The organism is Emticicia sp. TH156 (assembly GCF_002855535.1).
GTDB classification, from domain to species: domain Bacteria; phylum Bacteroidota; class Bacteroidia; order Cytophagales; family Spirosomataceae; genus Emticicia; species Emticicia fluvialis.
The window spans coordinates 45,990-69,965 of the sequence record NZ_PKRS01000002.1 but is presented as its reverse complement, the minus strand read 5'-3'; the positions used below and the strand labels follow the sequence as shown (position 1 = coordinate 69,965).

20 protein-coding genes and 1 tRNA gene are annotated in these 23,976 nt (G+C 41.2%); 6 read left to right on the top strand and 15 right to left on the bottom strand.

Annotation, left to right across the window (positions count from 1 at the left end; all coding sequences use genetic code 11):
• Positions 1–382: 382 nt before the first annotated feature.
• Entirely contained in the window at positions 383–1,234 is an 852-nt protein-coding gene (locus C0V77_RS04280) for a family 16 glycosylhydrolase (protein WP_101725105.1), read from the bottom strand.
• A 201-nt stretch (positions 1,235–1,435) separates the two neighbouring features.
• Here C0V77_RS04280 and C0V77_RS04275 point away from each other — a divergent pair, with 201 nt between their 5' ends.
• On the top strand, positions 1,436–2,473 hold the full coding sequence (locus C0V77_RS04275) for an SMP-30/gluconolactonase/LRE family protein (RefSeq protein WP_101725104.1): 1,038 nt from the start codon (positions 1,436–1,438) through the stop codon (positions 2,471–2,473).
• 191 nt (positions 2,474–2,664) lie between these two features.
• Here C0V77_RS04275 and C0V77_RS04270 read toward each other — a convergent pair whose 3' ends face one another.
• The gene (locus C0V77_RS04270) at positions 2,665–3,594 is read right to left on the bottom strand and encodes a sugar phosphate isomerase/epimerase (RefSeq protein WP_101725103.1); all 930 of its coding nucleotides are present in this window, start codon (positions 3,592–3,594) and stop codon (positions 2,665–2,667) included.
• A gap of 25 nt (positions 3,595–3,619) precedes the next feature.
• Positions 3,620–6,118, bottom strand: coding sequence for a M14 metallopeptidase family protein (locus tag C0V77_RS04265; RefSeq protein WP_101725102.1), 2,499 nt, complete (start codon positions 6,116–6,118; stop codon positions 3,620–3,622).
• Positions 6,119–6,298: 180 nt separating this feature from the next.
• Between C0V77_RS04265 and C0V77_RS04260 the strand changes: the two genes are divergently transcribed.
• Positions 6,299–6,370: transfer RNA gene (locus tag C0V77_RS04260), tRNA-Glu, on the top strand.
• Between the two features lie 499 nt (positions 6,371–6,869).
• Positions 6,870–7,775, top strand: coding sequence for an OmpA family protein (locus tag C0V77_RS04255; protein WP_101725101.1), 906 nt, complete (start codon positions 6,870–6,872; stop codon positions 7,773–7,775).
• An 81-nt stretch (positions 7,776–7,856) separates the two neighbouring features.
• Here the strand turns inward: C0V77_RS04255 and C0V77_RS04250 are convergent, their stop codons facing one another.
• Together C0V77_RS04250 and C0V77_RS04245 are read right to left on the bottom strand one after the other, a co-directional pair.
• Positions 7,857–8,195: a hypothetical protein gene (locus C0V77_RS04250; protein WP_101725100.1), complete on the bottom strand. Its 339-nt coding sequence runs from the start codon at positions 8,193–8,195 to the stop codon at positions 7,857–7,859.
• Positions 8,196–8,208: 13 nt separating this feature from the next.
• Positions 8,209–9,861: a M28 family metallopeptidase gene (locus C0V77_RS04245; protein WP_101725099.1), complete on the bottom strand. Its 1,653-nt coding sequence runs from the start codon at positions 9,859–9,861 to the stop codon at positions 8,209–8,211.
• Between the two features lie 508 nt (positions 9,862–10,369).
• On the opposite strand from C0V77_RS04245, the gene C0V77_RS04240 reads away from it, so the two are divergent.
• Positions 10,370–11,608 carry an alkaline phosphatase family protein gene (locus tag C0V77_RS04240; RefSeq protein ID WP_101725098.1) on the top strand — a complete coding sequence of 413 codons (1,239 nt, stop codon included), beginning with the start codon at positions 10,370–10,372 and terminating at the stop codon, positions 11,606–11,608.
• A 137-nt stretch (positions 11,609–11,745) separates the two neighbouring features.
• Here C0V77_RS04240 and C0V77_RS04235 read toward each other — a convergent pair whose 3' ends face one another.
• From C0V77_RS04235 to C0V77_RS04215, 5 genes are all read right to left on the bottom strand, one after another.
• A complete protein-coding gene (locus tag C0V77_RS04235; protein ID WP_101725097.1) occupies positions 11,746–12,147 on the bottom strand; it encodes a MoaF-related domain-containing protein in 402 nt (133 codons plus the stop codon).
• 78 nt (positions 12,148–12,225) lie between these two features.
• Positions 12,226–12,687, bottom strand: a complete 462-nt coding sequence (locus C0V77_RS04230; RefSeq protein WP_101725096.1) for a RidA family protein — start codon at positions 12,685–12,687, stop codon at positions 12,226–12,228.
• A 49-nt stretch (positions 12,688–12,736) separates the two neighbouring features.
• Complete coding sequence (locus C0V77_RS04225; protein ID WP_101725095.1) at positions 12,737–14,038, bottom strand: acetyl-CoA hydrolase/transferase family protein; 1,302 nt, start codon at positions 14,036–14,038, stop codon at positions 12,737–12,739.
• 115 nt (positions 14,039–14,153) lie between these two features.
• A complete protein-coding gene (locus tag C0V77_RS04220) occupies positions 14,154–15,641 on the bottom strand; it encodes a hypothetical protein (RefSeq protein WP_229236194.1) in 1,488 nt (495 codons plus the stop codon).
• 1 nt (position 15,642) lies between these two features.
• The gene (locus tag C0V77_RS04215; RefSeq protein ID WP_101725479.1) at positions 15,643–16,686 is read right to left on the bottom strand and encodes a plastocyanin/azurin family copper-binding protein; all 1,044 of its coding nucleotides are present in this window, start codon (positions 16,684–16,686) and stop codon (positions 15,643–15,645) included.
• 163 nt (positions 16,687–16,849) lie between these two features.
• Between C0V77_RS04215 and C0V77_RS04210 the strand changes: the two genes are divergently transcribed.
• Entirely contained in the window at positions 16,850–18,100 is a 1,251-nt protein-coding gene (locus tag C0V77_RS04210; RefSeq protein ID WP_101725094.1) for an MFS transporter, read from the top strand.
• Here C0V77_RS04210 and C0V77_RS04205 read toward each other — a convergent pair.
• The 5 genes from C0V77_RS04205 to C0V77_RS04185 form a co-directional block, all read right to left on the bottom strand.
• Positions 18,097–18,951: a sugar phosphate nucleotidyltransferase gene (locus C0V77_RS04205; protein ID WP_101725093.1), complete on the bottom strand. Its 855-nt coding sequence runs from the start codon at positions 18,949–18,951 to the stop codon at positions 18,097–18,099. The two genes, C0V77_RS04210 and C0V77_RS04205, sit on opposite strands and share 4 nt — an antisense overlap.
• A 13-nt stretch (positions 18,952–18,964) precedes the next feature.
• Positions 18,965–20,332: a cell wall metabolism sensor histidine kinase WalK gene (locus C0V77_RS04200; protein ID WP_101725092.1), complete on the bottom strand. Its 1,368-nt coding sequence runs from the start codon at positions 20,330–20,332 to the stop codon at positions 18,965–18,967.
• 9 nt (positions 20,333–20,341) lie between these two features.
• Complete coding sequence (locus C0V77_RS04195) at positions 20,342–21,019, bottom strand: response regulator transcription factor (RefSeq protein WP_173830519.1); 678 nt, start codon at positions 21,017–21,019, stop codon at positions 20,342–20,344.
• 980 nt (positions 21,020–21,999) lie between these two features.
• Positions 22,000–22,692 carry a hypothetical protein gene (locus C0V77_RS04190; RefSeq protein ID WP_101725090.1) on the bottom strand — a complete coding sequence of 231 codons (693 nt, stop codon included), beginning with the start codon at positions 22,690–22,692 and terminating at the stop codon, positions 22,000–22,002.
• A gap of 85 nt (positions 22,693–22,777) precedes the next feature.
• The gene (locus tag C0V77_RS04185) at positions 22,778–23,290 is read right to left on the bottom strand and encodes a hypothetical protein (RefSeq protein ID WP_143706000.1); all 513 of its coding nucleotides are present in this window, start codon (positions 23,288–23,290) and stop codon (positions 22,778–22,780) included.
• 165 nt (positions 23,291–23,455) lie between these two features.
• On the opposite strand from C0V77_RS04185, the gene C0V77_RS04180 reads away from it, so the two are divergent.
• A complete protein-coding gene (locus C0V77_RS04180; RefSeq protein ID WP_101725088.1) occupies positions 23,456–23,968 on the top strand; it encodes a hypothetical protein in 513 nt (170 codons plus the stop codon).
• The last annotated feature ends 8 nt before the right edge of the window (positions 23,969–23,976 follow it).

Below are 23,976 nucleotides of genomic sequence, written 5' to 3'. Positions count from 1 at the left end.
CCTTCTGCATATTTAGTAAATCTGCTTAATAAAAATTTGATACACAGATTCCAACCTTTTATCTGAAACAGGAATCATCGTATAATAAATTTTAATTTTAAGTAGTATATGAAGAAGTTTTTTTACGAGTATTTTGACGAAATTGTTGTTGTAATGTTTTTTATAACGATAGTAGCCATAAACGCCTGCAAGGCATAAACAGAGCTTTATCATAAAATCACCGGCCCGTTCGCAGGAGCCAACGGCTCGATGATTTTAATAATCAACAGCAGTTTGACGAGAGCAAAAGCAAGAGTCATCTGATTCTTGCTTTTCTTATTTTAACACAACTGGTTACTTTATACCTTACAGCCTCTTTTCCCGCTATCCACTTATAACTCATTTATTTTTTTGACGCCTGGTAGACTCTTACGTAGTCTACCTCCATGCGTTGCGGAAATATATTGTCATCAATGCCTTGCTGGCCTCCCCAGCTGCCTCCTACGGCTATGTTCAACAGCAAATGAAACTTCTTGTCGAACGGCCATTCCGCCCAGCCGTAATTAGCCTCTCTGGTAAAAGTAAAATACTTGTTACCGTCTATCTCTATACTTATTTTATCGGGTGTCCATTCGCAGGCATAGACATGAAAATCGTCTGAAACCCCGGGTACCACAACATTATTACCTTTATTGGTTTTTATAGTATGGTTAAAGGCCTTGGTATGGATATTACCGTGTATCCGGTTCTGGTCGTATCCAACGTGTTCAATGATATCAATCTCCCCATTGTCAGGCCAGTAATTGGCTCCGTACGATTTCTCAGTGGCCAGCATCCACGCTGCAGGCCAGGTACCTCTTCCTTTGGGTAATTTAGCTTTTATTTCAAATCGCCCATACAAAAAATCAGCTTTGTTTTTAGTTACCAGTCGCGCAGATGTATAGTTATTGTTTTCAAATTTTTCTTTTCTGGCCTCAATAATTAGCACACCGTTTTCAACACGCGCATTTTTTGCGTCTTTGGTATAAAATTGCTTTTCGTCATTTCCCCAGCCATTACCGCCAGTGTCGTAACTCCATTTGCCGGTATCCGGCAAACCTGTATAGTTAAATTCATCTGCCCACACTGGTGCCGACTTATCTATGTCGTATTTAAATGTTCCTTCGGTATTTACCTCATTTTGGCCGGTTTTTTGGCAGGCTACATAAAGCAAAAGAACTGACAAACCTAAACTGAAAACAAGAGTTTTTTTCATGAGTAATAGATTTAAGAGCAATTTTAAACATTAAAAATCAGGCCACCCACTATGGAGTTTTAGTATTTACACCAAACGGAATAATTGTGGGTTCTAACGCCATTTTTTGAGCATGAAATCAAATTTGGATAATGAAGCCCGTTTTTCAATTTCTTTTTGTTCATTTGTACGTTTTCAACCCTAAAGATAAATACAATTTCTATGAAACGCTTCATAAAAATAATTTTTGCCTTTGTGCTCATAATCACGGCATTTGTGCTGAAAACCCTGTGGAACGCGGGAACTTTTACAAAAATTGAGCCACATTTTGATGGAAAAATTAAAGAATTGCCAGGTTTTAATGGTGCAGAAGATATAACCATAGACAAAACTACCGGGCTGGCTTTTGTTTCGTCGGGCGGGTTTATTGCAAATGCACCTAATGGAAACATTTTTTTGATTGATTGTACACAGAAAGCTCCCAAACCTGTCAATCTTACGGCGCCATTAACATTAACAGATTTCCACCCGCATGGTATTAGTTTGTTTCAATCGCCAGAGGGTGAAAAACGACTCTTTGTGGTTAATCATAAGAAAAACCGCACAAGTATTGAAATATTCAGTTTTCAAGACAGCATACTGACACATCTGGAGACCATCAACAGTAATTTATTTGCCAGCCCTAATGATCTGGTGGCGGTTGGCGAGAGGCAATTTTATTTTACAAACGACCATGATGAGGAAATTTCAGAATGGCGGTCAAAAAAAGATTTACTTCAGATACCCATGGGCAATGTAGGCTACTTTGATGGCAGCAAGGTTAAGATTATGGCTGATGGCTTTTTGTATGCCAATGGCATAAACGTAAGTAACGACGGGCAAAAGTTATATGTTGCGGCTACTTCGGGCCGAAAAATAGTAGTATTTGACCGGGATATCCTTACAGGAAACATAAAAGAAAGCAGTGAGATTGCCATTAACGGAGCCGACAATATTGAGATAGATGAATCGGGCGACTTGTGGGTGGGCTGTCATCCCAAATTACTGGCTTTTCTGGCTCATGCCAAAGACCACTCTAAATTATCACCGTCTGAGGTTATCAGCGTTTCTTTAAAAACTGGCGCTCCAGCCATAAAGAGTATTTATTTAAATGATGGTACACAACTATCAGGCTCAAGCGTGGGTGCAGTTTGGCGTAATAAATTGCTTATAGGGAGTGTTTTTGGCGATAAAGTACTCCTATGCACAATGAAGCAATAATATTTGTTTTGCCTGTTTTTTATTATCTTTAGGCATGGCTGGGTCATTTGCTTTTGGTTTAGTATGGTTATGAGAACAATGACAGGGCCATTGATACCATTGCCGGTGTAAACCAAAGCTGTTAAAAAAAAAGAGTGTCCGTAAAACCAGTTTACGAACGCTCTTTAGACGAATGCCAAACAATTAATTTGTCAGGCAAAAACGCTTCTCATCAGATCCACGCTTTTTTTGACGCCCGTCTCCGGGTTTTCATTGCCTTCAAATTCTATAGATACATAACCCTGATAATTTACTTTTTTCAGTATATCTGCTATTCTTTTATAGTCAAGGTCAAGGCTATACCATACACCTCCACCATAATAGGTTTTAGCCTGTACAAAGCTGGTTTGCGGGGCAATTTTTTCGAGTTTATCGTAAGGATTTTCCAGAAAATTACCAGTGTCCATCAACAAGCTCAGCCAGGGAGAATCTATTGCATTTTTAATTCTCAACATGCCTTCCGGCGTAGAGCCAAGCCCCCAGTGGTTTTCAAGAGCAAGCAACACCCCACACTCTTCGGCTTTTTTCAGGCATTGCTGTATGCTGTCGATGCACCATTTAAAGGCCTCATCTTCGGTGTATCCGGCAATGGCAGGTTCAATGCCTCTTTTGGCCATAAATTCATCAAATGATTTGATGGTTCCCCAACGACCGGTATTTAAGCGCATACACGGAATCCCCATTTTATAGGCCAGTTCAATACAATGATTGGTATGGTCTATATGTTGTTTTAAAACCTCCTTGTCGGGCGATACAAAGCCCTGATGAATAGACAGGCAGGTCATGGCAATGCCATTCACAAACGCATGCTTTTTTAGCTTTTGCAGATACGCATTGTCTTCACCGGCCATCTGGCGATGCAACACATCAATGCCTTCAAGACCCAGTTTTGCGGCTTCATCAATCACTTTTTCAATCGGAAATTTCTCGCCTTTAAAGTGCCAGTAAGAATAGCTGGATACACTCAGTTTGATTTTCCCGGCTGGTTTAACTTCCGGTTGTGCCTGTACCAGAGCAGGGGCACAAGCCGCCGCACTGCCAAGCGCTGCAGTTTTTAAAAAGTTTCGTCGGGTTGAATTCATGAGTTTAAACAAAAATCAGGTTATGTTAATAGACTAAGAATACAGCGTTGGCAAACAATAGTTTTCCTCCATACCAGAAACCCCTGAAAATCGGGTCGTCTGCCATATACACAATTTTTCCTCTTCCTAATTCCTGCACCCCATGAACAAGGGTATTTTTCATTTTATCTTTGGCTTTCTGGCCTACAAATCCGGTAATGTAGTTGTTGTCTTTCAGATAACCTACGTTCCATCCTTCTTTCAGATACTCAAAATTGTAGGGGTCACGGGCCAGCAGATAATAGCTGCCATCGGTGCCATAGCCCAAAGGGTGTGTTTTATCGATGTCAACTTTATAAATGGCGCCAACCACCTGTTCAGATATACTCTCGCGTTCTCTGGTGCCATAGGTTTTCAGTTCAGGTTTATCTTTGGCTTCGCCTTCTTTTTTGCGTTTCAGACCAAACCCGTCTTTATCGGCAAAATAACTGGTGGCCGACTCCAATGCGATTACTTTTCCACCGCCCTGAATCCACTTTTTAAGAGCATCACCATTACCGAAAATTCTGTCGTAATTTCCATCTGCAAGTATTAAAACATCCAGTTGGTCTAATGGCACTCTTGAGAAAGTAGAACCCTCAATTACGGTTATAGGATAATTGATTTGTTGCTCAAAGAAGTGCCACACCTCGCCAAAAGCTGTTGGCGAAATGCCATCGCCTGATATAACAGCTACTCTTGGGTTTTTAAGTATATTAACAGAGCCTGAGCCAAAGTCGTTGCCCGTTGTAACCATCCCGGAGCTGGTAGCCAGTAAGTTAATGCCAAATGCTTTAGCTGCCGACTGCACGGCTTTGTCGAACTCATCGCCCATGCGCAGGTTATTGGTTCTGGTTATAATAATAGACCCAACATCAAATTTTCGGCCACCGGTTTCAAAAGCATTTTCATTAAAGCGAACCTTAATGCCTTTTGATAATATCTGCGTCAGAAACTTCACGTCTTCAAAAGAATTATACGTTGCCACATAGGCATAGGGTTTTCCGTCAACTGCTAATTCGGGTATGCTGTAATTAGGCTGAGAGTTACCCGCTGATAGTTTTTCTTTTGTCGCAAATGCTTTTAAACCATAGGCATAAGGCATACCCCAGGCAGTGATGTCGTAAGTTAGTGAGTCTTCCAGCATGGTTTTAGGCTCAAAAAGAATCTTTACAAAAGTGCCTTTGGGCTGGTAGGTACTCACAATTAAATCGTTCGCTTCTACTTTAAAACTTTCTTCTTTCAGGTTCTGATAGTTAACACCCGTGGCAGACATTTCTTTGCCTGCATACCCGTAAGTAATATTCAGTTTATCAAGCAGGCCTGTTAAGGCTTTTACCTTTGCCTCGCTACCTTTGCTTTTCATTACGAACGACTTATAAGTGCCGACAGGGTTGTTTTTGTTGCGATCAAAGAATTTTACAAATTCATCTACTGTTTTTTCAGACCTGGACGAAATAGCTTCGAGAGTCGCCAGACTGGCAGAAAAATGATGAGCAATACGGTAAGATAGTGTAAGGGTGTCGCCGTCTTCTTTAGCTATGGCAATGCCGGCTCTGCCGCCACCGCCTTGCTCGTAGGTCATACCTATGGCGCCGTTATAAGAGGGGTAGGTGTCGCCGTAGCTTGGGTAAAGCAGGTCATAATTTTCTTTTGAAAAATACAGCCAGTAGTTTTTGTCGAAATATTTTTTGTTGTATTCGCCTATGGTTTGCTGAAACTCTCTTTGCCAGGCTGTCAGATCTTCGTGATAAGGTTTGGCTGATGGTGGAAAGTAATAAGGGCTGCTGACACCCATTTCATGGAAATCGGCATGCAGATGTGGCATCCACTGATTATAAATTTTCAAACGCTGAGTCGATATCTCCTGTGTTTGCCAGGCCCAGTCACGGTTCGGGTCAAACAGGTAGTGGTTGAAACGCCCTCCGGGCCAGGGTTCGTTATGTTCGGCTGCAAACGGGGTAGCATTAAATACTTTGCTGGTTACCCGGTTATACCATTGTGCATAGCGGTCTCTGCCGTCGGGGTTTATACAAGGGTCAATCAGTACAACCGTATTTTTTAATATGTTCTGGGTAACGCTGTTGCTTTTATTAAGCATTTCGTATAAAACCTGCATAACGGCCTCAGAACTTACGGCTTCATTGCCATGAACGTTGTAGCTCAACCATGCAATAGCTGGCACTTTGGTTGTTGGTTTGCCTTCCAGAAGACCAATACTTTTGAGATTGGATGTGCGGATGTCTTCCAGCTTTGATAAATTCTCCGGAGTGGCAATGGCTACCAGTATAAGTGGGCGGCCTTCAAAGGTGGTTCCGTAATCGAAAATTTTTACTTGTGTCGGATTCTGTGCAGCTACATGTCTGGCATAATCTACAATGCGGTGGTGGAAGCTGAATTTGGTTCCGAGTTTGTAACCAAGAAATTCGTCGGGTGTTTTAGTGTTCTGGGCCTGTACCCACAATGTGTTAATGAAGAGGAACAGAAACAAAAAGCTTTTTTTCATGTCTTACGTTCAGAGTAGTTTTTTACATGCATCAAATATAATGTTTTTAGCGTTGAAAATGGGGTTGAAAAAAAAAATTGAAAATTTTTTACTTTTTTTTTGCCCAGCTATTGCATTGTAAAAAAATTGCCGTACTTTTGCACCACAATTTACAAACGCAGACGATAAATGGAACCAGCCGGCCCTATCGTCTAGCGGTTAGGACAAGTCCCTTTCACGGATTAAACAGGGGTTCGATTCCCCTTAGGGTCACAAATCGCTGCGATATTGAAATTGTAAGAGCCTGGTAATGAGATAATTATCAGGCTCTTGTTTTTTTAAATCCTTAAGAAGAGAATTTTTCAATATCAAAAATCACAGGATAATTTTTCAGGAGAAGAATTTCAGACAAACACTTAGCCATCGCATTTTTTGTTTCGGCATGATTTTAATTGTTAATAGAATTTTTTCATAATTAAATATTGCGCGGTTGATTTATCAGGTTGTTTAAAGTATCACTGTCTTTAGTTTTAAGCCATTTTAAGTAAGTGTTTGGGGCAGTTAGAAAGTAGCCACAACTTATAGTTCAGATTAAAAATTATTAAATTATCAATAAAGTTTAATTCGGGGCGTTCGTGAAATAGTACTTTTCTGTTGTGTAATAGTATTAATTGTTAAAAATCAATAACTGAGTTCAGATTTAATTTTTTATTAATTCATAATTGTCCAAATTTGTGAAATTTTTCACCCTAAACACAAAGTAGATTAGTGTATGAAAACCCCTTCTAAGTTTCTATTTTTAATTGCAGCAGGTATTTTTATGTCGTCGTGTGTGGCTAAGAAAAAATTTGTTAGTCTTCAGCAACAATACGACAAAGCGCAGGCAGATTTAGTTAAATGTGGCGACACCGTTCAGGATTATAAAGATCGTCTCTCAAAATCTGAGCAAGACAGAGTTAATCTTGGTAACACGTCACAAGCTGAAATCAAACAACGTGATGCCCAAATTAAAGACCTGAAAGATCAGGTAACAGATTTGAAAGGCCTACGTGACAAACAATTAGAGCAGGTAGGTAACCTTACTGTGCTTTCTAAAGCTGCTAATGATAATATTGATAAAACTTTGGCCCAATTAGAGAAAAAAGACAAGTACATCAACTTGTTGCACGCTGCCAGAACCAAAGCTGACTCAATTAATCTGGCTTTGGCCGTTAACCTGACCCGCGTACTTAGCTCAGGAATTGAAGATAAAGATATTGACGTGAAAGTTGACAAAACTGTTGTCATGATTAATATTTCAGACAAAATGTTGTTCTCTAGCGGAAGCTTCAAATTGTCGAGCAGAGCAAATGAGGTTCTTGGTAAAATAGCACAGATTATCAAATCTCGTCCTGATCTTGAAGTAATGATTGAAGGTTACACAGATAACGTTTCTATCAATACTGACTGTATCAACGATAACTGGGATTTGAGTGTGAAAAGAGCCACTTCTGTAGTGCGTTCGCTTCAAAATAACTTCAAAATTGATCCGAACAGATTAATCGCTGCCGGTAGAGGTGAATTCAATACCTTAACAAGCAACGATAGTTCTGAAGGTCGTGCGGCTAACCGTCGTACAAGAATCATTCTGATGCCTAAATTGGATCAGTTCTACGACTTGTTGAATCCTGAGAAATAAGAATTAAAGTATATACTATTCAAAAATAGCCGGATGGGGGAACCCGTCCGGCTATTTTTGTTTGTAATAATTTTACTAAAGTTATTTCATTAGTTTTAAATGTGTGTAAGCAACGCCAATAACTATGGCCGGAACCAGAATTGAAAACAAAGTCCACATACCTGCACTAATGAGCACAATCTGATTAATGAGATGAAAACCTGCATACACATACAAACCCCATTTTCTTAATAGCCATATACCGCCGGTACCCAGGTAGCTGGCCGCCACTGAAAAAGCCAGATACGGAGGATACCAGGGGCCAACTGCTTTGGTAGTGCTGTAAAATATAAGAGGCACCGTTAATGTTGCCCAAACAAAGGCAACTGTACAAATAAAAGTAATGGCCGCAGGCCGGCTGGTTTCTGATGATTGATTCATGATTTAAACGATATTATTTCTTACGCAATGCCTTAAATTCAGAGCCTTCTTTCCATTGTGGCCAGGTAGTTTCAAAGGCCAGTCTTTTTCCTATCTGAAACAAAAGGATGGTATCCTCCAGTCCGCCTTCAAGTTTCCAGGTTGCGGCATCGTATTGGTCGGTTGTCTGATGATAAAATTTTTCTGTGTATAATTCCTGTTGCTTTTGTCCGTATTCTTTTCCTTTTGCAACTTCGACAATGCCGCTTCCGGTTGTTAAGGCTGGTATACCTGCTTTCGCAAAGCTGAAGTGGTCAGAGCGGAAGTAGTGGCCTGCCTCCGGGTGCGCTTCAGGCGCAATGTATCTGCCTTTGCTTTCTACTTCTTTTTTCAGATAGTCTTCAAGTTCCGACTGGCCCTCTCCGGCAATTGAAATGTCTTTGGTTCGGCCGAAATTATTAATAACATCAATATTCAGATTCCCCACTGTTTCATGAGCCGGATAAACCGGATGCTGCGCGTAGTAAGCTGAGCCCAGCAGGCCTTGTTCTTCGGCGGTAACAAATAAGAAAACAATGCTTCGTTCAGGTTTATTTTTAAGGCTTTTAAAAGCACGGGCAATTTCCAGTACAGCGGCCGTTCCGCTGGCGTTATCAAGCGCACCATTGTAGATTGAATCCCCTTTGGCATCCGGTTTGCCAATACCGAAGTGGTCCCAGTGAGCGCTGTAAATAATGTATTCGTTCGGGCGCTTGCTACCGGTTATTTTACCAATTACGTTTTTAGACTCATTAAATACAGCTTTTACTTTCATTGAGGTTGAAACTTTAGCTGGTAGTGCCACGGGCTTAAAGCCTTTTTGGTTTGCTTTTACCAGAAGCGCTTCGCCATCGCTAATGGTGTTCAATAGTTTTTTTGCTGCGGCCTCGGTTATCCACCCTTCAACGGGGCAACGGTATTCTTTGCTTCCGCGTGTGTCTAAATGCTGCTGCGACTTTCCCCATGAGTTCTGAACAACGCTGAACGGATAAGATGCTGCTTTTTCGTTATGAACAATCAGGCAGCCTTTGGCGCCTTGTCTGGCAGCTTCTTCAAACTTATAGGTCCAGCGGCCATAATAAGTCATTTCTTTTCCTTTAAAAAGGGTAGTGTCTCCGGTGCTAAAGCCGGGGTCATTTACCATTACCAGCACAACCTTTCCTTTTACATCAATGCCTTGGTAGTCGTTCCAGTTATATTCCGGGGCAACTACGCCAAAACCTGCAAACACCACATCACTTTTTTCAACAGAAATAACAGAATCAGTATTTTCTGTCCAGATAACGTAGTCTTCCATGTTTTTAAGGCTGAAATCCCCTTTACCAGTGTTTACTAACATGGCAGGGTCGCAGGTTGGGGTTATTTCAACCATAGGCACCTTCTGAAAATACTCACTACCGTTTCCGGGTTCAACCCCCATGTTTCTGAGCGACTGCGTCAGGTATTCTACCGTTCTGGTTTCGCCAATCGTAAACGGGCGGCGTCCCTGAAATTCGTCAGAAGATAGTTTTACAATATGTTTAATCAGGCTGTCCTGACTAAAAGCGCTTAAACCATCCTGTTCGTCAACCGAACTCTCAGTTTTACTGCATGCCAGCGCTAAAGCAATGATAAAAGCTGTTAGTGTGCTTGATAATATTTTATTCATAATGGTAAAATGCTAGATACCCAGGCACATTGAATTGTTTCTTTCGGCACCTGTGGTTATTAAATGAGTGTGTGCTCAAATATACAATAAAAATTGTTCTGCTAATGATACCAGTCTTGCTTAGGCGGCTTGTGCTATTCAGTTGCATGCCATGCAGGCGTAAATCAAACGCGTTTAAAGATAGTTTTCTACATATAGCTTAATCAGAGATTCAACCTGAATGGCAGTTGAAATAGCAAAAGAGTTCTAACTTTATAAATAAAGGAAAGTTTTATTGCCCTTTTTGTCCAATTTGGGGTGTTATCACTAATCCTTCTGAATGGCAGGTTAATTAAACCAAAGCACATTTCAGATACCAGACCGGGTTTTGTTGTACTTTAAACCTGATTGATACGTTTTAAACCATTGTAGTACTACCATACATTTAATGTATATTTTATATTTACTCAAACCAACGGCAGTACTCTTTGATTATCTTTGCGCTTCTTAAAACAAATTATTTTTTCGGATGAAAAAACTTCTGATAGCTGGTTTTATATATCTAAGCACAGTTTGCTGTCTGGCGCAAACTGCAAAAAAGGCCGTATTTGTAATTGTAGATGGGATTCCGGCCGATGTGATTGAGAAATTGAACAAACCTAATTTAGACTCAATTGCGAAAGCGGGCGGCTATGCAAGGGCTTATGTAGGAGGTGAAAAAAAGAGTTATTCGCAAACACCTACCATTTCTGCTGTTGGCTATAATAGTCTGCTGACAGGTACCTGGGTAAACAAACATAATGTGTGGGGAAATGATATTAAAGCGCCCAATTATAACTACTGGACTATCTTCCGTTTTCTGAAAGAGCAGTACCCTAAAAAGAAAACGGCTGTGTTTTCTACATGGTTAGATAACCGTACCAAACTAATAGGCGAAGACCTGCCGCAAACAGGTAATATAATGACCAACTACCATCTGGACGGGCTGGAATTGGACACCATTAATTACCCACATACCAAAGACAGCAAGCATATTAACCTGATTGATGAAAAAATTACAGATGCTGCTGCACAATCTATCAGAACCGATGCCGCCGATTTAACCTGGGTGTATCTGGAGTATACCGACGACATGGGCCATAAATTTGGCGATAGCCCACAGTTTTATTCTGCCATTGAGCAAATGGATAAACAGGTAGGGCGTTTATGGCAGGCTATTCAGTACAGACAGAAAAATTTTAAGGAAGACTGGGTGATTTACATAACTACTGACCATGGTCGTGATGCCGCAACCGGAAAGGGGCACGGTGGGCAGTCGGACAGAGAAAGAAGCACATGGGTAGTAACGAATGCCAGAAACCTGAATCCATATTTTAGTCAGTTCAAACCCGGTATTGTTGATATTATGCCGTCTATAGCCTCTTTTCTGAATATAACAATTCTGCGCGAGCGTTTATTTGAGATTGATGGTGTATCGCTTGTAGGTAAGGTATCTGCGGTGCAGCCTACTGCTTCGTTTAATGATGGCAAAATTGCCCTAACCTGGAAAGCCATTGACAAAAAAGGACAAGCCAAAATATGGCTTAGTACCACCAATTATTTTGAAACCGGAAAAATGGATAATTATCTGCTGGTTAAAAAAGTGCCGGTAAGCGCCGAAAACACCTTGATTGATGTGAGCCAGTTTAACTCAAGTTTTTTTAAGGTGGTAATCGAAATGCCTCACAATACCCTTAACCGTTGGGTGGTATTGGAAAAGAAGAACTAACCAGAAGTACATCTGTTGATTAAAAACAGTTTAGTACATAAAGAATATGGCCCTTAGGATATTCCGGGGCCATATTTTTTTGGTTGAATTATGAAAAGACATCCGTTTAATATTGAAGAGAATGCCAAACATGCAGCCTACTTTTTACTGATTTTAGCTTCTGCCAGCTCTATTTTTTTATCAATCAGCAGGTATGATTTCACCAGGCTTTTATCAAAATCAATAATCTGGCTAACCCCAATGCCATCGGCCTCGGCCCATGTAACAAACAGGTTATTCCCTTCCATTTCTTTTTGATGAAATCTGTCGGTTTCCTGTCTGCCTTTTTCTTCGCCAAAAACACATTGCCAGTTTAAGGTGCTGTCAGTCAATATTTTTACTTCATAGCGGGCATCGCCGTAATCATAAAGATAGGTTTCGCCAACCTCAAACCTGGTGTTTTTTATGAGCGAAATCTCTTCTCCATTATTAATACAAGAAGCTAAAACTGCTATTAAACCAGCAGCGAAAATCGATTTTCTTATCAATTGCTTAGGCATAGGATAGGGTGTTTTTAAAGCTTGTTCAGGGTTTTATGTTAATATTCTAAAACAGTAAAAAAATACTATCTGAAGAACTTATTTTTTTGGGATAATGGCTGTGGCTTCAATTTCAATCAATACATCCTCTCTATACAAATGGCTTACCTCCACCAGTGTGCTGGCCGGAGGATTCTGAACGTTAATAAATTTATCACGGATATTTCTGACAATCTGAATTTTGCTTACGTCTCTTATAAAATAAGACAGCTTGGCCAGATGGCTCATGTTTCCGCCCGATTCTTCAATTATATTCTTTATGTTTTGGAAGGTCTGCTCCGTTTGTCTGGCAAAATCGTCTTTGCCAACAAGATTCCCCTGCTTATCTAAAGGAACCTGCCCACTGATAAGCAGCATGGTAGCATTGCCCAGGTCTACTTTGGCAACTTGTGAATAACCCCGGGGTGTAGCAACAGAAGAGGGATTAACTAATTTGAATGTTTCCTGCGAGAATGAGGAATAACTGATAACCAGAATGGGTAGAAAGAAGAATGGTTTCATTTATGCAAAATTTAAAACCTAAAATTAACATAAATGAAACCAAAATCAATTACATATACGTGTAAGTGCCTTGCGTAGCCTGGTGTCTGAATCGCTCGAAGGCTTCTCTTTCCAGTTGTTCACGGTGGTCGGGGTGTGCCACTTTTATCAGTTCTTTGGCGCGTTCAACCAGATTTTTACCATAAATATAGGCTATGCCATATTCTGTTACAACATAATGCACATGCCCGCGTGTAGTTACCACGCCTGCTCCTTCTTTCAGGTGTGTTACAATTTTTGTTTCGCCGTTTTTGGTTGCCGACTGCAACGCAATAATTGGTTTTCCGCCTTCAGACAAGGCGGCTCCTCTGATAAAATCCATTTGCCCGCCAACGCCAGAATACATCTGGTAACCGATACTATCGGCGCAAATCTGACCCGTAATGTCAATTTCTATAGCGCTGTTGATGGCTGTTACTTTCGGATTCTGACAAATAATAGAAGTATCATTAACATAATCAACGGGTAGCATACTTATCAATGGATTATCGTCAACAAATTTATAGAGGTGTTCTGACCCATAAAGAAAAGTAGTAACAACTTTGCCCGGGTGTTTTTTCTTAAACCTGCCCGTAACCACGCCTTTTTCAATAAGGGGAATCAGGCCATCTGAAAACATTTCGGTGTGAATACCTAAATCTTTATGGTTACCCAAGGCAGCCAGTACTGCATTCGGAATATTGCCAATGCCCATTTGCAGCGTGGCGCCGTCTTCTACTAGTGAAGCAACATTATTGCCTATTTGTTTTTCAATTTCTGTAGGTTCGCTCCAGGTTACTGTTGGCAGCGGCTCATCAAAAGGCACAAGGTATTTAATTTTACTCAGATGAATCTGCCCGTTTCCCCAGGTTCGGGGTACAAATTTATTGGCCTGCGCAATTACTACATCTGCCGATTCCAATGCGGCCAGTGTGGCATCTAATGAGGTGCCAAGCGAACAAAACCCGTTTTTGTCAGGCAATGATACCGATATAAGGGCTACATTGAGCTTGATGATATTCTGCCGGAAAAGGCGGGGGATTTCTGACAAAAATACAGGAATGTAGCTGCCACGCCCTTCGGCTATGGCTTTTCTTATATTTTTACCTATAAAAAAAGCATTGGTATGAAAAATACCTTCGTATTCTGGCCGGGTGTAAGGGGCATCGCCTTCTGTATGCAAATGATACAGCTCAACATTTTGTAAATCGCCCGAACGCCGAACTAGTTGCTGCAGCAAATGCTGCGGCGCCGCTGCTACACTATGAACATATATTTTGTCGCCCGATTGGATAACTTTCAGGGCCTCGTCTGCTGATATAATGGTTGCCATTGTAGGATTATGAACTTTTACGGGTGCAAAATTCAGGCATAAAGCTTTCAGTGAATATGACAATCGTCAGTAAGCGGCCTGCTTTATCTCCTAATTCATAACCCTACAACTGGTTTTACAGCAGTTTGTTTAAGGTATAACAAATCAGATTATTGAACAAGTACCGGTTATCATCAGTTTTTATATCTCCGGTTCTCAATTCATATACATATCCGGGTTTTAATTCTGTCAGCACAATTGATACCTTTTTGCGGTCTGGCGAAAGTGTAATTGATTTCACAGGTACTTCCTGCACATCAAACTGCTTAGAGCCATAAGCCTGGTGGTATTCGTAATAGAAGCGTCTGAATTTGTAGTTAGCTATGTTGCGTGCAGCCTCTTCATTCAAAGGAAGTGTGAATGTTAAATCAAATCCGGCTTTGGTAAGGTGCATAGACATTACATCCAAATGAGTTTTGCCTTTCCAACTGATACGCTGAATGCCTCTTGAACCAGCCCAGCCGTGGTCGTTCTGGCCTACCCAAAGGCTACCGTCAGGCGCAAACACTAACCGGTTGTTGCCAATGCGCATTTTTGAGCCGAAGTTCATCGGTATGCAGGCGCCTTGTAAATCTCCGCCTACTTCTTCCAGCAAAGTACGCATTACATACTTGTGGTCCATATCACCTACCATCATTTGCCCGGCAAAAGGTCCGAATTTCCCATTGGTATTGTCCCAAACAGGCTGAGTAGGAGAGTTGGCAAAATAGCCATGCGGAAACTGGATTGATTCTTTGGTACGCATGCTGTCAAGCTGAGCCACCGGCAGTTTAATAGGCACTATTCTGGGGAAATCTTCTTTCCAGATTAATCCTGCCGGGTGCCCATAGAATTTACCTTCTTCTACATGAAACAACTTACTGGTGCCTAGCCAGTCTCCCTGGTTGTCGGTTACAAACAGCCTTCCCTGAGCATCAAACCCCAATGTATTGGGCGAGCGGAAACCCACGGCATACGGGTGCAGCTTGCCGTCTTTGGTAAGCTTCATTATCCAGCCCCGGTAAGGTACGCAGGAATACATACGGCCTGGCCTTGACAGCGAGTCGTATTTTCCTCTTATTTCAGGGCGAATACCCGCACCATTTGAGGCAAGATTAAGCGCAATGTATAAATTGCCCTGTTTGTCTGCAACGGGGCCAAAGGCAAATTCATGGTAATTACCAGACATCCCGAAGTCGTCTGTCACCGTTTGGTATTCATCGGCTACACCATCGCCATTTGTGTCTTTTATTCTGGTTAACTCCGGGCGTTGCATAATCAGAATCTCATGGTTGTTTACAACCAGAATCCCCAATGGGTCGTGCAGGCCTTCAGCAAACAATTTCCATTTTTGGGTCTTGGGGTTGTAGGTCATGATTTCTCCGCGGTGGAAACCAGCAATAAAACGGCCATCTGGCATAAAGCCGATAGCTCCGGTTTCGGCAATGAGCCCTTCCGGAAGTGGTATATTTTCAATGGTATAATAATTGGCTGCCGAGTCTTTAGGAGCATTGGTTTGCCCCTCAGAAGCGCCCGAATAGAGCAACAAGGCAAGCAGGGCTGCTATATGTTTTACAATTTTCATTCTACTTCTTCATGGTTATGGTTACGCGTTGTGTACCTGCCGGAATTTTCAAAATTCCATCTTTAAATTCACCAGCCGAACTACGGTAGGTAATACCGTCATCTGTTTTAACTACAAAGAAAACGGGCTTGGTGTTATTTCTGAAAGCAAGGGTTCTGCTTAAACCTTCATTATCCGGCAGCAATTTCAGCGTTTCTTTTACTTCAATATCATTAATGAGGTATCTGAAAGTAGGTATTCTATTAGAGAACGAATACCCTTTAAAATCTACCTGTGGCAGAGTATCAGGGGTATTAATACGTAAGGGAAAACCGGTTTTGTCTCGCCAGTAAACTTCTCCTACTATTTTGGTCAGCTTACTGCCATTACCTTTCCAATGGTCGGTATTGTCAACAAATCCTCCAGACCATGCGTATCGCAGATAGCATTTTCCGGCATCAAAACAATAAGATTCGGTTTCACTCAGGGCAACAGCTATGGCAGCGGGGCTGCAGTCTGGCATAAAAGTACGATAATACATAGGATACCTGAGCGGGTAGGGGTGCGGCGACGGTACTGCCGCCATCTGGTGGCCTGCGTGGCCTGCCGGCATGGCTGTTTTTAATCTTTGCGCCTCTGGTACATTCAAATCTTTTTCAAGTGGTGGCAGTGGTTTTGTTGTAACATACATGGCCCCGTACATTATATATCCATGCCCGGGGTATGTACAAACATAGGGGTACACGCCTTCTTTACCAACCATAAAAGTGATGCTTTCCATTTTGCCGGGTTCAAGTATTCTGGTATTGGCAATAACCAGTGGCGTAGTGGGTACATAATCCATTTTGGCTCCCTTATCGGCCAGTTTCAGAGCCAGGTCTACCACTTTCAGGCGTGAGTCTGGCTGGGTAACCACAAGGTTATGGGCCATGTCGTCATGATTATCAAGCGTAATGGTTACCCTTGTGTTGGGGCGAACAGAAAAACGAGGCAGGTCAAACTGCAGGCCACCTAAAACTTTGATAACAATGGTGGTATCTTGCTGGGCAGAAACGGTGCCGGCCATGAAACATAGCCAAATAAATAAGCCTGGAAACCCAAGCTTATCTGCTAAAGCGGTTTTTATCATATAAATTCAGTAGGGGGTGAATAAGTACTCAAAAATAGACAGTAAACATTATTTTTTCTATATTTACTATACTTAAATTTAATTGTACCACCCTGTTTATATGAAAATCAGATACAAGGTTCTGCTGGCATTATTTTTACTTTCTATCATTACCTATCTTGACAGGGTTTGTATGAATGTGGTGAGTAAGTATGTAAAATCAGACCTGGGGCTGGATAACGAATCTTTCGGATATGTGCTGGGCGCTTTCTCGCTTTCTTATGCCTTGTTTGAACTACCGACAGGTATATTAGGCGACAGGATAGGGCCACGAAAGGTGTTAACCCGGGTTGTTTTGTGGTGGTCTGGCTTTACAGCGTTAACGGGCACAGCCTTTCATTTTGTGTATCTGCTCTTGGTTAGATTTTTATTCGGCGTGGGTGAGGCAGGGGCATTCCCGAATGCTTCTATTGTTATATCCAGGTGGTTTCCATCTGTAGAAGTCGGCAGGGCCCAATCTGTAATATGGGCAGCCGGAAGGCTGGGTGGTGCCTTAACACCATTATTAGTAATACCGCTGGTACATGCAGCCGGGTGGCGTATGGCATTTTTTATATTAGGGGCTGTTGGCGGGTTATGGGCAATAGTCTGGTATTTCTGGTTTCGTGATACTCCGTCTGAAATGCCTGGAATTAGTGCTGATGAAATTGAAGAAATTGAATCAGACAGAAAAAAGACTATCACTCATCATAAAGTTGACTGGAAGATAGTAATCAAAAATCCCAATGTTTGGGGGCTGATGCTGATGTGCCACTTGTTTTTTTATGCGTCTTATTTTTTTACCAACTGGTCGTCAACCTATTTTCAGGAAGGCAGGCACATGAGCGAAGAGCAGGCTAAAAACTTTGTTTCTTTATCCTATTTCCTTGGGGCTATCGGGTGTCTGGCCGGTGGTTTTGCCAGTGATATAATAAGCAGAAAATACGGTTTAAAAATAGGGCGTAGAGTAGTAGGGGTGCTGGGTTTAGGCAGCTCAGGTATTTGCTTTTTAGCCTCAGGCCTTACGGCAGATAATGAAACAGCCGGGTACTTATTAGCCCTTTGTGTATTGTTAAAAGATTTTACTCTGCCCGTGGCATTTGCTGTTTGTGTAGACATTGGTAAACAATACGCAGGCACGGTTGCCGGGGCCATGAATTTTGCCGGCCAGCTAGGTGGCTTTTTCATTACCATAATATTTGGCATTATTGTTCAACACACATCTGACTTTAATTACCCGCTATTTTTAATAGCGGGTTGTCTGATTGTGGCGTCTATGCTCTGGTTTTTGATTGACCCAACCAAAAATCTGGTTGTTGAAAAAGAAAACTAAATATTGCTGTAATCTCGCTCAAGAATTGCCTGAATAGCAGCAATGTCGCTCTTACTGGTAAGGTCGGGCAGTACTTCAGAAATCGGAATGGTATAAATACTTTTGGGCGCTTCATTCGCCCACAGCCTTACCGTAACCGGAATTTCCTTTTCGTTACGAACCGGATGTAGTGGTGTTTTTTGCATAAATGGCAGCAAATCTCTGGCTGTAAATGCAAAGATATTCCAGCTGATGCCTATGCGCGGCATAGTGCTTACTATTTCTTGCCATTCTTCATCATTAGGTTTCTCTAATAAATCAGTCAGAAAGCCATCTGCATCTTTTTTGATAATGGCACAATTGCGGGTTCTTTCAACTGTGTTCCCTGTGGAGTCCCAGTCAAGCATGGCATTAGGGAAATCGCTTTCTGCCAGCATCTGAAAGGCCGAAACTGGATACAGGTTATCTCCGTTACAGGCAATGAAACGGCTATCTGCCCAGTCGGGGTGCTGTGCCAGTGCCTGCTCAATTGCATCAGTTGTACCCAGGGGTTTTTCTCTGCCTTCAGGTATGTGCTGACGTGCAAATCTGATATTAAGCCCCCAGTTATTGCCTGACCCAACTAATGTTTCGTAATGCGGTTGTGTTACGGTATCCTTTGGGTTAAGTAGAAGAATTACATCTTTTATACCCGCTCTGGCAGCATTATATAGAACGTAGTCAAGAAAAGGACGGCCATTTTTACCCAGGCCGATCATGCATTTGGGTAAGGTATTGGCTTGTTCAATGAGCTTGCTATCCAGAGAAGTGTCTTCAGCTAATGCCTTTTTCATTCGGGACGACATGCCCCCTGCCAGTATCAGAAGTTTCATTTATTGTGTATTGCTATTCAATTGTTGGCAAGATAATGATAATTGTTGAACCATGCCCAACTTCTGATTCAATAGATATCTTTCCGCGATGAATTTCGATAATTCTCTTCGTAAGTGGCAGGCCAATGCCGTGCCCGGAAACATCATGTGTATTAACAGAGCGATAAAATGGCTTAAAGATATGCTCCAGATCTTCTTCTGAAATGCCAGTGCCCTGGTCAATAAAACGTACCTCCACTTCTTTCCGTCGGGTATGTATGAGGGTCTGGCACGATGGGTCAAGGCTATATTTACAGGCATTTTCCATAATATTCATAAATGCCATTTTCAATAGTGCAGCATTACCCATTACGGTTATATCTTCCGACTCCGGCACTTCTTCAAAATCTATATTAATATCGTAATGTGGTTTTTTCTGAATCAACTGGCCTCTTGCCTGCCATAGCAGGTCATCAACCCGTACTTCGCGCAAATCAACCAGATGCGCATCTGCATTGACCCTTACCAGTTCCAGCAATTCATTCACAAGTTTTATCATATCCTGTACCTCTGCTTTTGCAGAGTCAAGCACCTGGCGGTACTCATTGTTGGTTCGTTCTTTCATTAATGCCACCTCGGCCTGGCCCTGCATAATGGTAAGCGGTGTGCGAAGCTCATGCGTTACATAAGACACAAAGTTTCGTTGCTGGGTGTAGGCAAATTCGAGCCTGTCGAGCAAATCATTGAAAGTACGCGCCATCTGGCCTACCTCATCATTCAGATTGGCCTCTGGTAGCCTTTGGTTAGAGTCGTGTGCTGTAATCAGTTCCATGCGGTCGGCAATCCGGCCAATTGGTTTTACGTCTCGCTTCACAAAAAAACGCATCATCAGCACAATTACAATAATGGCAACTATGGTACCTACAATCAGCAGGTCTCTGAGTCTTTCCTGTTTGGCATAGCCGAAGTCGTCAATTGCAGATGCAGAAAGTATGACCTTCTGGCTTGTTTCCGGAATTTCATAAATGAAAAGAATCCGGTCTTTATCGAGGCTATCGATAGAGACTTCTTTTTTCTTCAGTACCTTTCGTAAGAGGTCGGGGCTTATGGGTTGCTCGGTAGGGGAGGCATAAATGGTTTTTCCACTGAGTGTATAGATGCCATTGGCCTCTTCGGTCATCCTGAACTCAGAGTTTATTTCAATTCTTTCCAGAATCTGCGGGGTAAGTGAAGAACTGTCAGCAAGTAATCGCTCGCGGGAAATAGCATTTTGTTTCAGAATTTTCAAAAACTCTTTCTGGCGGAAATCAGCATAAAAATTATAGATGACGATAGAGAACGCACCAAACAATATTGACACAATTAATGAAGCACGAAGGGGCTGTCTGTCTACAATTTTCATTACTGGCTGTTAATCTTCTTTCAGGATGTACCCCATACCAACTACGGTGTGGATTAATTTTACCGGATAATCTTTATCTATTTTTTTTCTGAGGAAATTGATATACACATCAATTGTATTGGTGCCTGTATCAAAATGAATATCCCATACTTTTTCAGCTATGTCTACTCTTGACACCACCCTTCCTCTGTTTCGGATGAGATACTCAAGCAGGGCAAATTCGCGGGCTGTCAGGTCAATGGTATGGTTATTTCTGCGAGCCACTTTTTCGTTCAGGTCCAGCTCTAGGTCGGCCACTTTAAGGATATTCTGTTGAGGCATCATATCGCTGGACCTCCGCTGCAAAGCCCTGAGCCTGACCAGTAACTCTCTGAACTCAAATGGTTTTACCAGGTAATCGTCGGCGCCTGCTCCGAAACCAACCAGCTTATCATTAATGCTGCCCATGGCAGTAAGCATCAGAATAGGGGTCGATAGCTGCTCCTGACGCAATTGCTGGGCCAGGTCAAAGCCGTTTATTTTGGGCAGATTTACGTCAAGAACCAGTACATCATACGGGTTACTAAGCGCCATATTTCTTCCTATCTGGCCATCATAGGCAATATCTACATTGCAGGCATTTTCTTCAAGGCCTTTTTTTACAAATTCGGCCAATTTGGGCTCGTCTTCAACTACTAAAACTCTCATATCGTTTGGCATAATCGTATTAAATTTTAAGTTAGTTAATTAATTAGATAAAATAAAACCTCTTAAAATTTTATTTGTACCTTCTTTGATGCCGGGCAACAAAAAAAGTTTTTTTTGATTTACGTTGGCAAAATTGAATGAAACACATGAATATAGTTTTAATACAAGATTAAAAAGCCATTAAAAGGCTTGGTGAAGCAGTTGGTAATCTTGTTTCAGGCAAAAAAAAAGCTGGGTCAAATCGCCCAGCCTTTGTCCTATTGAATCCACACAACTTTTATGAAAAAACTATATTACGTATTTAATTTCTGATACAAAATTATACCTAGTCATTAAAATTGATATTAAGAGGGGGTTAAAAAGCGATTAAAATGGGGGTATGGGCAAAAAAAAAGGACTGGAGTAAATGACTCCAGCCTTTCCCGCTACTAAATCCACACAACTTTTATCTTTAATATTTTTATTACTACCCTTTCGGGTTTTGGTATCAATGAAAAGATTCTGAAACGCTACCACTTAATCAGTTTTCTACCACATATTTCAGATTCAAATATAAAAACGAAAATAATAACTAGCCAAGTATTTTTTTAATAATTTATTTTTAATAGCACAAATGTAAAAAAAAGTCTGGTAAAAAAACAAGAATTTTTATAATTTTCTTGTACTTGCTTCGTTTGCCGGGGTGTTAAGTCCGATTAATTTTTCAAATTTATTCAAAAATAATTACTGTACAAAAATAATATTTTGTCGAATAATAAGACAAATCACGGTATTTTGTCTACGAAAAATTTAAAAGGCCTTTTAAATAATCATTTTTTAGCTGCAAGTAGGCCTGTTTTAAGCAATTTTATCCATTTTTAGTTACTTGTCTATACAAATAGTGTAACTTGTATAGACAAATATACTAATATGCCATCAATAACAAAATTTTCTTTTTTATGATTAATTACATTTACTATTGGTTGAAAAAACCGCAGTGTCTATTTTGCTTTTACTGTTTTCTTAACAAGAATCCACTGATAAATATCGGAGAATAAATCGGGCTGAAAGCCTAACCCCAGGCTATAATACAGCCCATTGTAGTTGTTTTGAATGTTTCTTGAAACAAGCGCATAGCGGTACCCGGCCTGAACAGATATACCCACCCAGCGTGTGGCTTTCCATTTGGCATATAAACCTGTCTGAACCGGCATGAAAAAATCCTTCCGGTTCCATATCTGAATCTCGGTAAGTAAATTGGTACCCTGATTTTTGGTAGCGCCTATACCAACTTCAACCGGCATACTTACTCTCCATCGCTTATTTTCGATGAAGTTTTTCCAGTACATCAGGCTGAAAAAGTACAGGTCTGTTTTGGTGTAGTAGTCGAGATTAACTCTTCTGGAAGCTGTTCGGCGAAAATCAAGCAGGCGTAGATAAGAGTTGAAATTGAGCCAGTAATAACCGACGGTAACCTGATTTCTTTTTTTTCCGAATATAATTCCGGAATTTACACCCCATATATTTACCCGCTGCTGTTTAATAATTGAGTTGCGTGCGTCCCAGTTAAGTGCAAATCCGACGCCTTTTTTTTGTGCTTCCGGAGGCTTAACAAGTACCGAATCAGGTATTTCAAGTGTACTTTGAGCAACAGATTCAGCCATTGGAAACCACGCAGGAATAACAATCATCATGATGCAATTCCTTATAATTCGGCTATTTTTTATGGCAAGGCTTATGCACATCTACTCACATTACATAAGTTATATATGGCGGTCTTTACTGTCTCGATTTTTTCTTTACATCTTCTTTTTTGTCGATGTAAGCCTTATATTGATCAGGCGTAAGTATTTTTTCTAATTCTTTGTTCTGTTTTTCGTCAAGTGCCGCCATTTTGGCTTTGGCATCTATAATTTGCTGCGGAGTGGGTTTGGTCTGCCCAAAATCTTTTTTTATCCGCTCGTACATATCCTTTCTCTGATAAGCATAGTCTTCATTCAGTGACGATACCAGAACTTCCTGCTCTTCTGTTAATTTCAGCTTTTTTACCATCCATTTAGTTTCTTCTTTGGCCACTTCGTCAGGGTCAAGCGGAGCCTTAGGTTTGGGATTATCAAAATCATTGCCGAATCTGCTAAATCCGCCGCCATACCCCGAGTTTCGTCCGTACCCCGGATAATACTGCGCTTCTGCATAAGAAGCAGAGAACAATAAAGAACCAACCAGAAAGAGAGCGATATTTAAGAGTTTTGAAGCGCCAGACATCATAAAATAAGGTTTTAAAGAATACAAAATTAAGAGTTTTTAGTTAAACGCAATGTTTAGCCACCGTATTTTATAACAATTGGCCTTTATAAGCTGGCAGTAAGTGCAACCTCAGCAGGCAATTGGTACGTCTATCATGCAGCTAGGCTTATTGTGTTTTTCAGAATCCGTACAACCAAAGAAGCATAAGGCATGAAACATCCACAATTTACAACGCTATGTCTTTTGATTTTTTTTTATAAATCTGCCACAGCACAGTTCTCAACCAGAAAAAGCGCATCGAATGCTTTTTATATAGAGGCCCTCGGCATGGGCGGCTATGGATCAATTAATTATGAGCGGTTACTTCTCAATAAAAAGCAATGGCATGTGGGTGTAAGGCTTGGAGCCGGTACTTACCGCCTCAGAGATTTTGAAACGAATCTGAATCCTGACATCACTATTCCCTTGGCTTTCAATGCCTATTATGGTAACGTGCATCACCTGGAGATAGGTTTAGGCCAGACAATTACAAGTATTGTTAAGGCCAGCCCTGTGAATTTTAAAGTGATGAGAGAGAATTCTGTCAGTTCTAATTTTAATTTGGGATATCGCTACCAGAAAAACACCGGAGGCCTGGTTTTCAGGGTTAACTATAACCCAATAATTTCAAGAGACGGGCTTTTCAAAAACTGGTATGGGGTATCTCTTGGTTATGCTTTCTAATACCCAAA

Excerpts from the sequence above, each read along its gene's own strand:
- C0V77_RS04200 (WP_101725092.1), bottom strand. The coding sequence starts at position 20,332 with ATGAAAATTGTAGACAGACAGCCCCTTCGTGCTTCATTAATTGTGTCA.
- C0V77_RS04215 (WP_101725479.1), bottom strand. The coding sequence starts at position 16,686 with ATGGCCGGCACCGTTTCTGCCCAGCAAGATACCACCATTGTTATCAAA.
- C0V77_RS04210 (WP_101725094.1), top strand. The coding sequence starts at position 16,850 with ATGAAAATCAGATACAAGGTTCTGCTGGCATTATTTTTACTTTCTATC.
- C0V77_RS04235 (WP_101725097.1), bottom strand. The coding sequence starts at position 12,147 with ATGCCTAAGCAATTGATAAGAAAATCGATTTTCGCTGCTGGTTTAATA.
- C0V77_RS04230 (WP_101725096.1), bottom strand. The coding sequence starts at position 12,687 with ATGAAACCATTCTTCTTTCTACCCATTCTGGTTATCAGTTATTCCTCA.
- C0V77_RS04190 (WP_101725090.1), bottom strand. The coding sequence starts at position 22,692 with ATGATGATTGTTATTCCTGCGTGGTTTCCAATGGCTGAATCTGTTGCT.
- C0V77_RS04255 (WP_101725101.1), top strand. The coding sequence starts at position 6,870 with ATGAAAACCCCTTCTAAGTTTCTATTTTTAATTGCAGCAGGTATTTTT.
- C0V77_RS04195 (WP_173830519.1), bottom strand. The coding sequence starts at position 21,019 with ATGAGAGTTTTAGTAGTTGAAGACGAGCCCAAATTGGCCGAATTTGTA.
- C0V77_RS04240 (WP_101725098.1), top strand. The coding sequence starts at position 10,370 with ATGAAAAAACTTCTGATAGCTGGTTTTATATATCTAAGCACAGTTTGC.
- C0V77_RS04225 (WP_101725095.1), bottom strand. The coding sequence starts at position 14,038 with ATGGCAACCATTATATCAGCAGACGAGGCCCTGAAAGTTATCCAATCG.
- C0V77_RS04265 (WP_101725102.1), bottom strand. The coding sequence starts at position 6,118 with ATGAAAAAAAGCTTTTTGTTTCTGTTCCTCTTCATTAACACATTGTGG.
- C0V77_RS04205 (WP_101725093.1), bottom strand. The coding sequence starts at position 18,951 with ATGAAACTTCTGATACTGGCAGGGGGCATGTCGTCCCGAATGAAAAAG.
- C0V77_RS04280 (WP_101725105.1), bottom strand. The coding sequence starts at position 1,234 with ATGAAAAAAACTCTTGTTTTCAGTTTAGGTTTGTCAGTTCTTTTGCTT.
- C0V77_RS04270 (WP_101725103.1), bottom strand. The coding sequence starts at position 3,594 with ATGAATTCAACCCGACGAAACTTTTTAAAAACTGCAGCGCTTGGCAGT.
- C0V77_RS04250 (WP_101725100.1), bottom strand. The coding sequence starts at position 8,195 with ATGAATCAATCATCAGAAACCAGCCGGCCTGCGGCCATTACTTTTATT.
- C0V77_RS04220 (WP_229236194.1), bottom strand. The coding sequence starts at position 15,641 with ATGAAAATTGTAAAACATATAGCAGCCCTGCTTGCCTTGTTGCTCTAT.
- C0V77_RS04275 (WP_101725104.1), top strand. The coding sequence starts at position 1,436 with ATGAAACGCTTCATAAAAATAATTTTTGCCTTTGTGCTCATAATCACG.
- C0V77_RS04180 (WP_101725088.1), top strand. The coding sequence starts at position 23,456 with ATGAAACATCCACAATTTACAACGCTATGTCTTTTGATTTTTTTTTAT.
- C0V77_RS04245 (WP_101725099.1), bottom strand. The coding sequence starts at position 9,861 with ATGAATAAAATATTATCAAGCACACTAACAGCTTTTATCATTGCTTTA.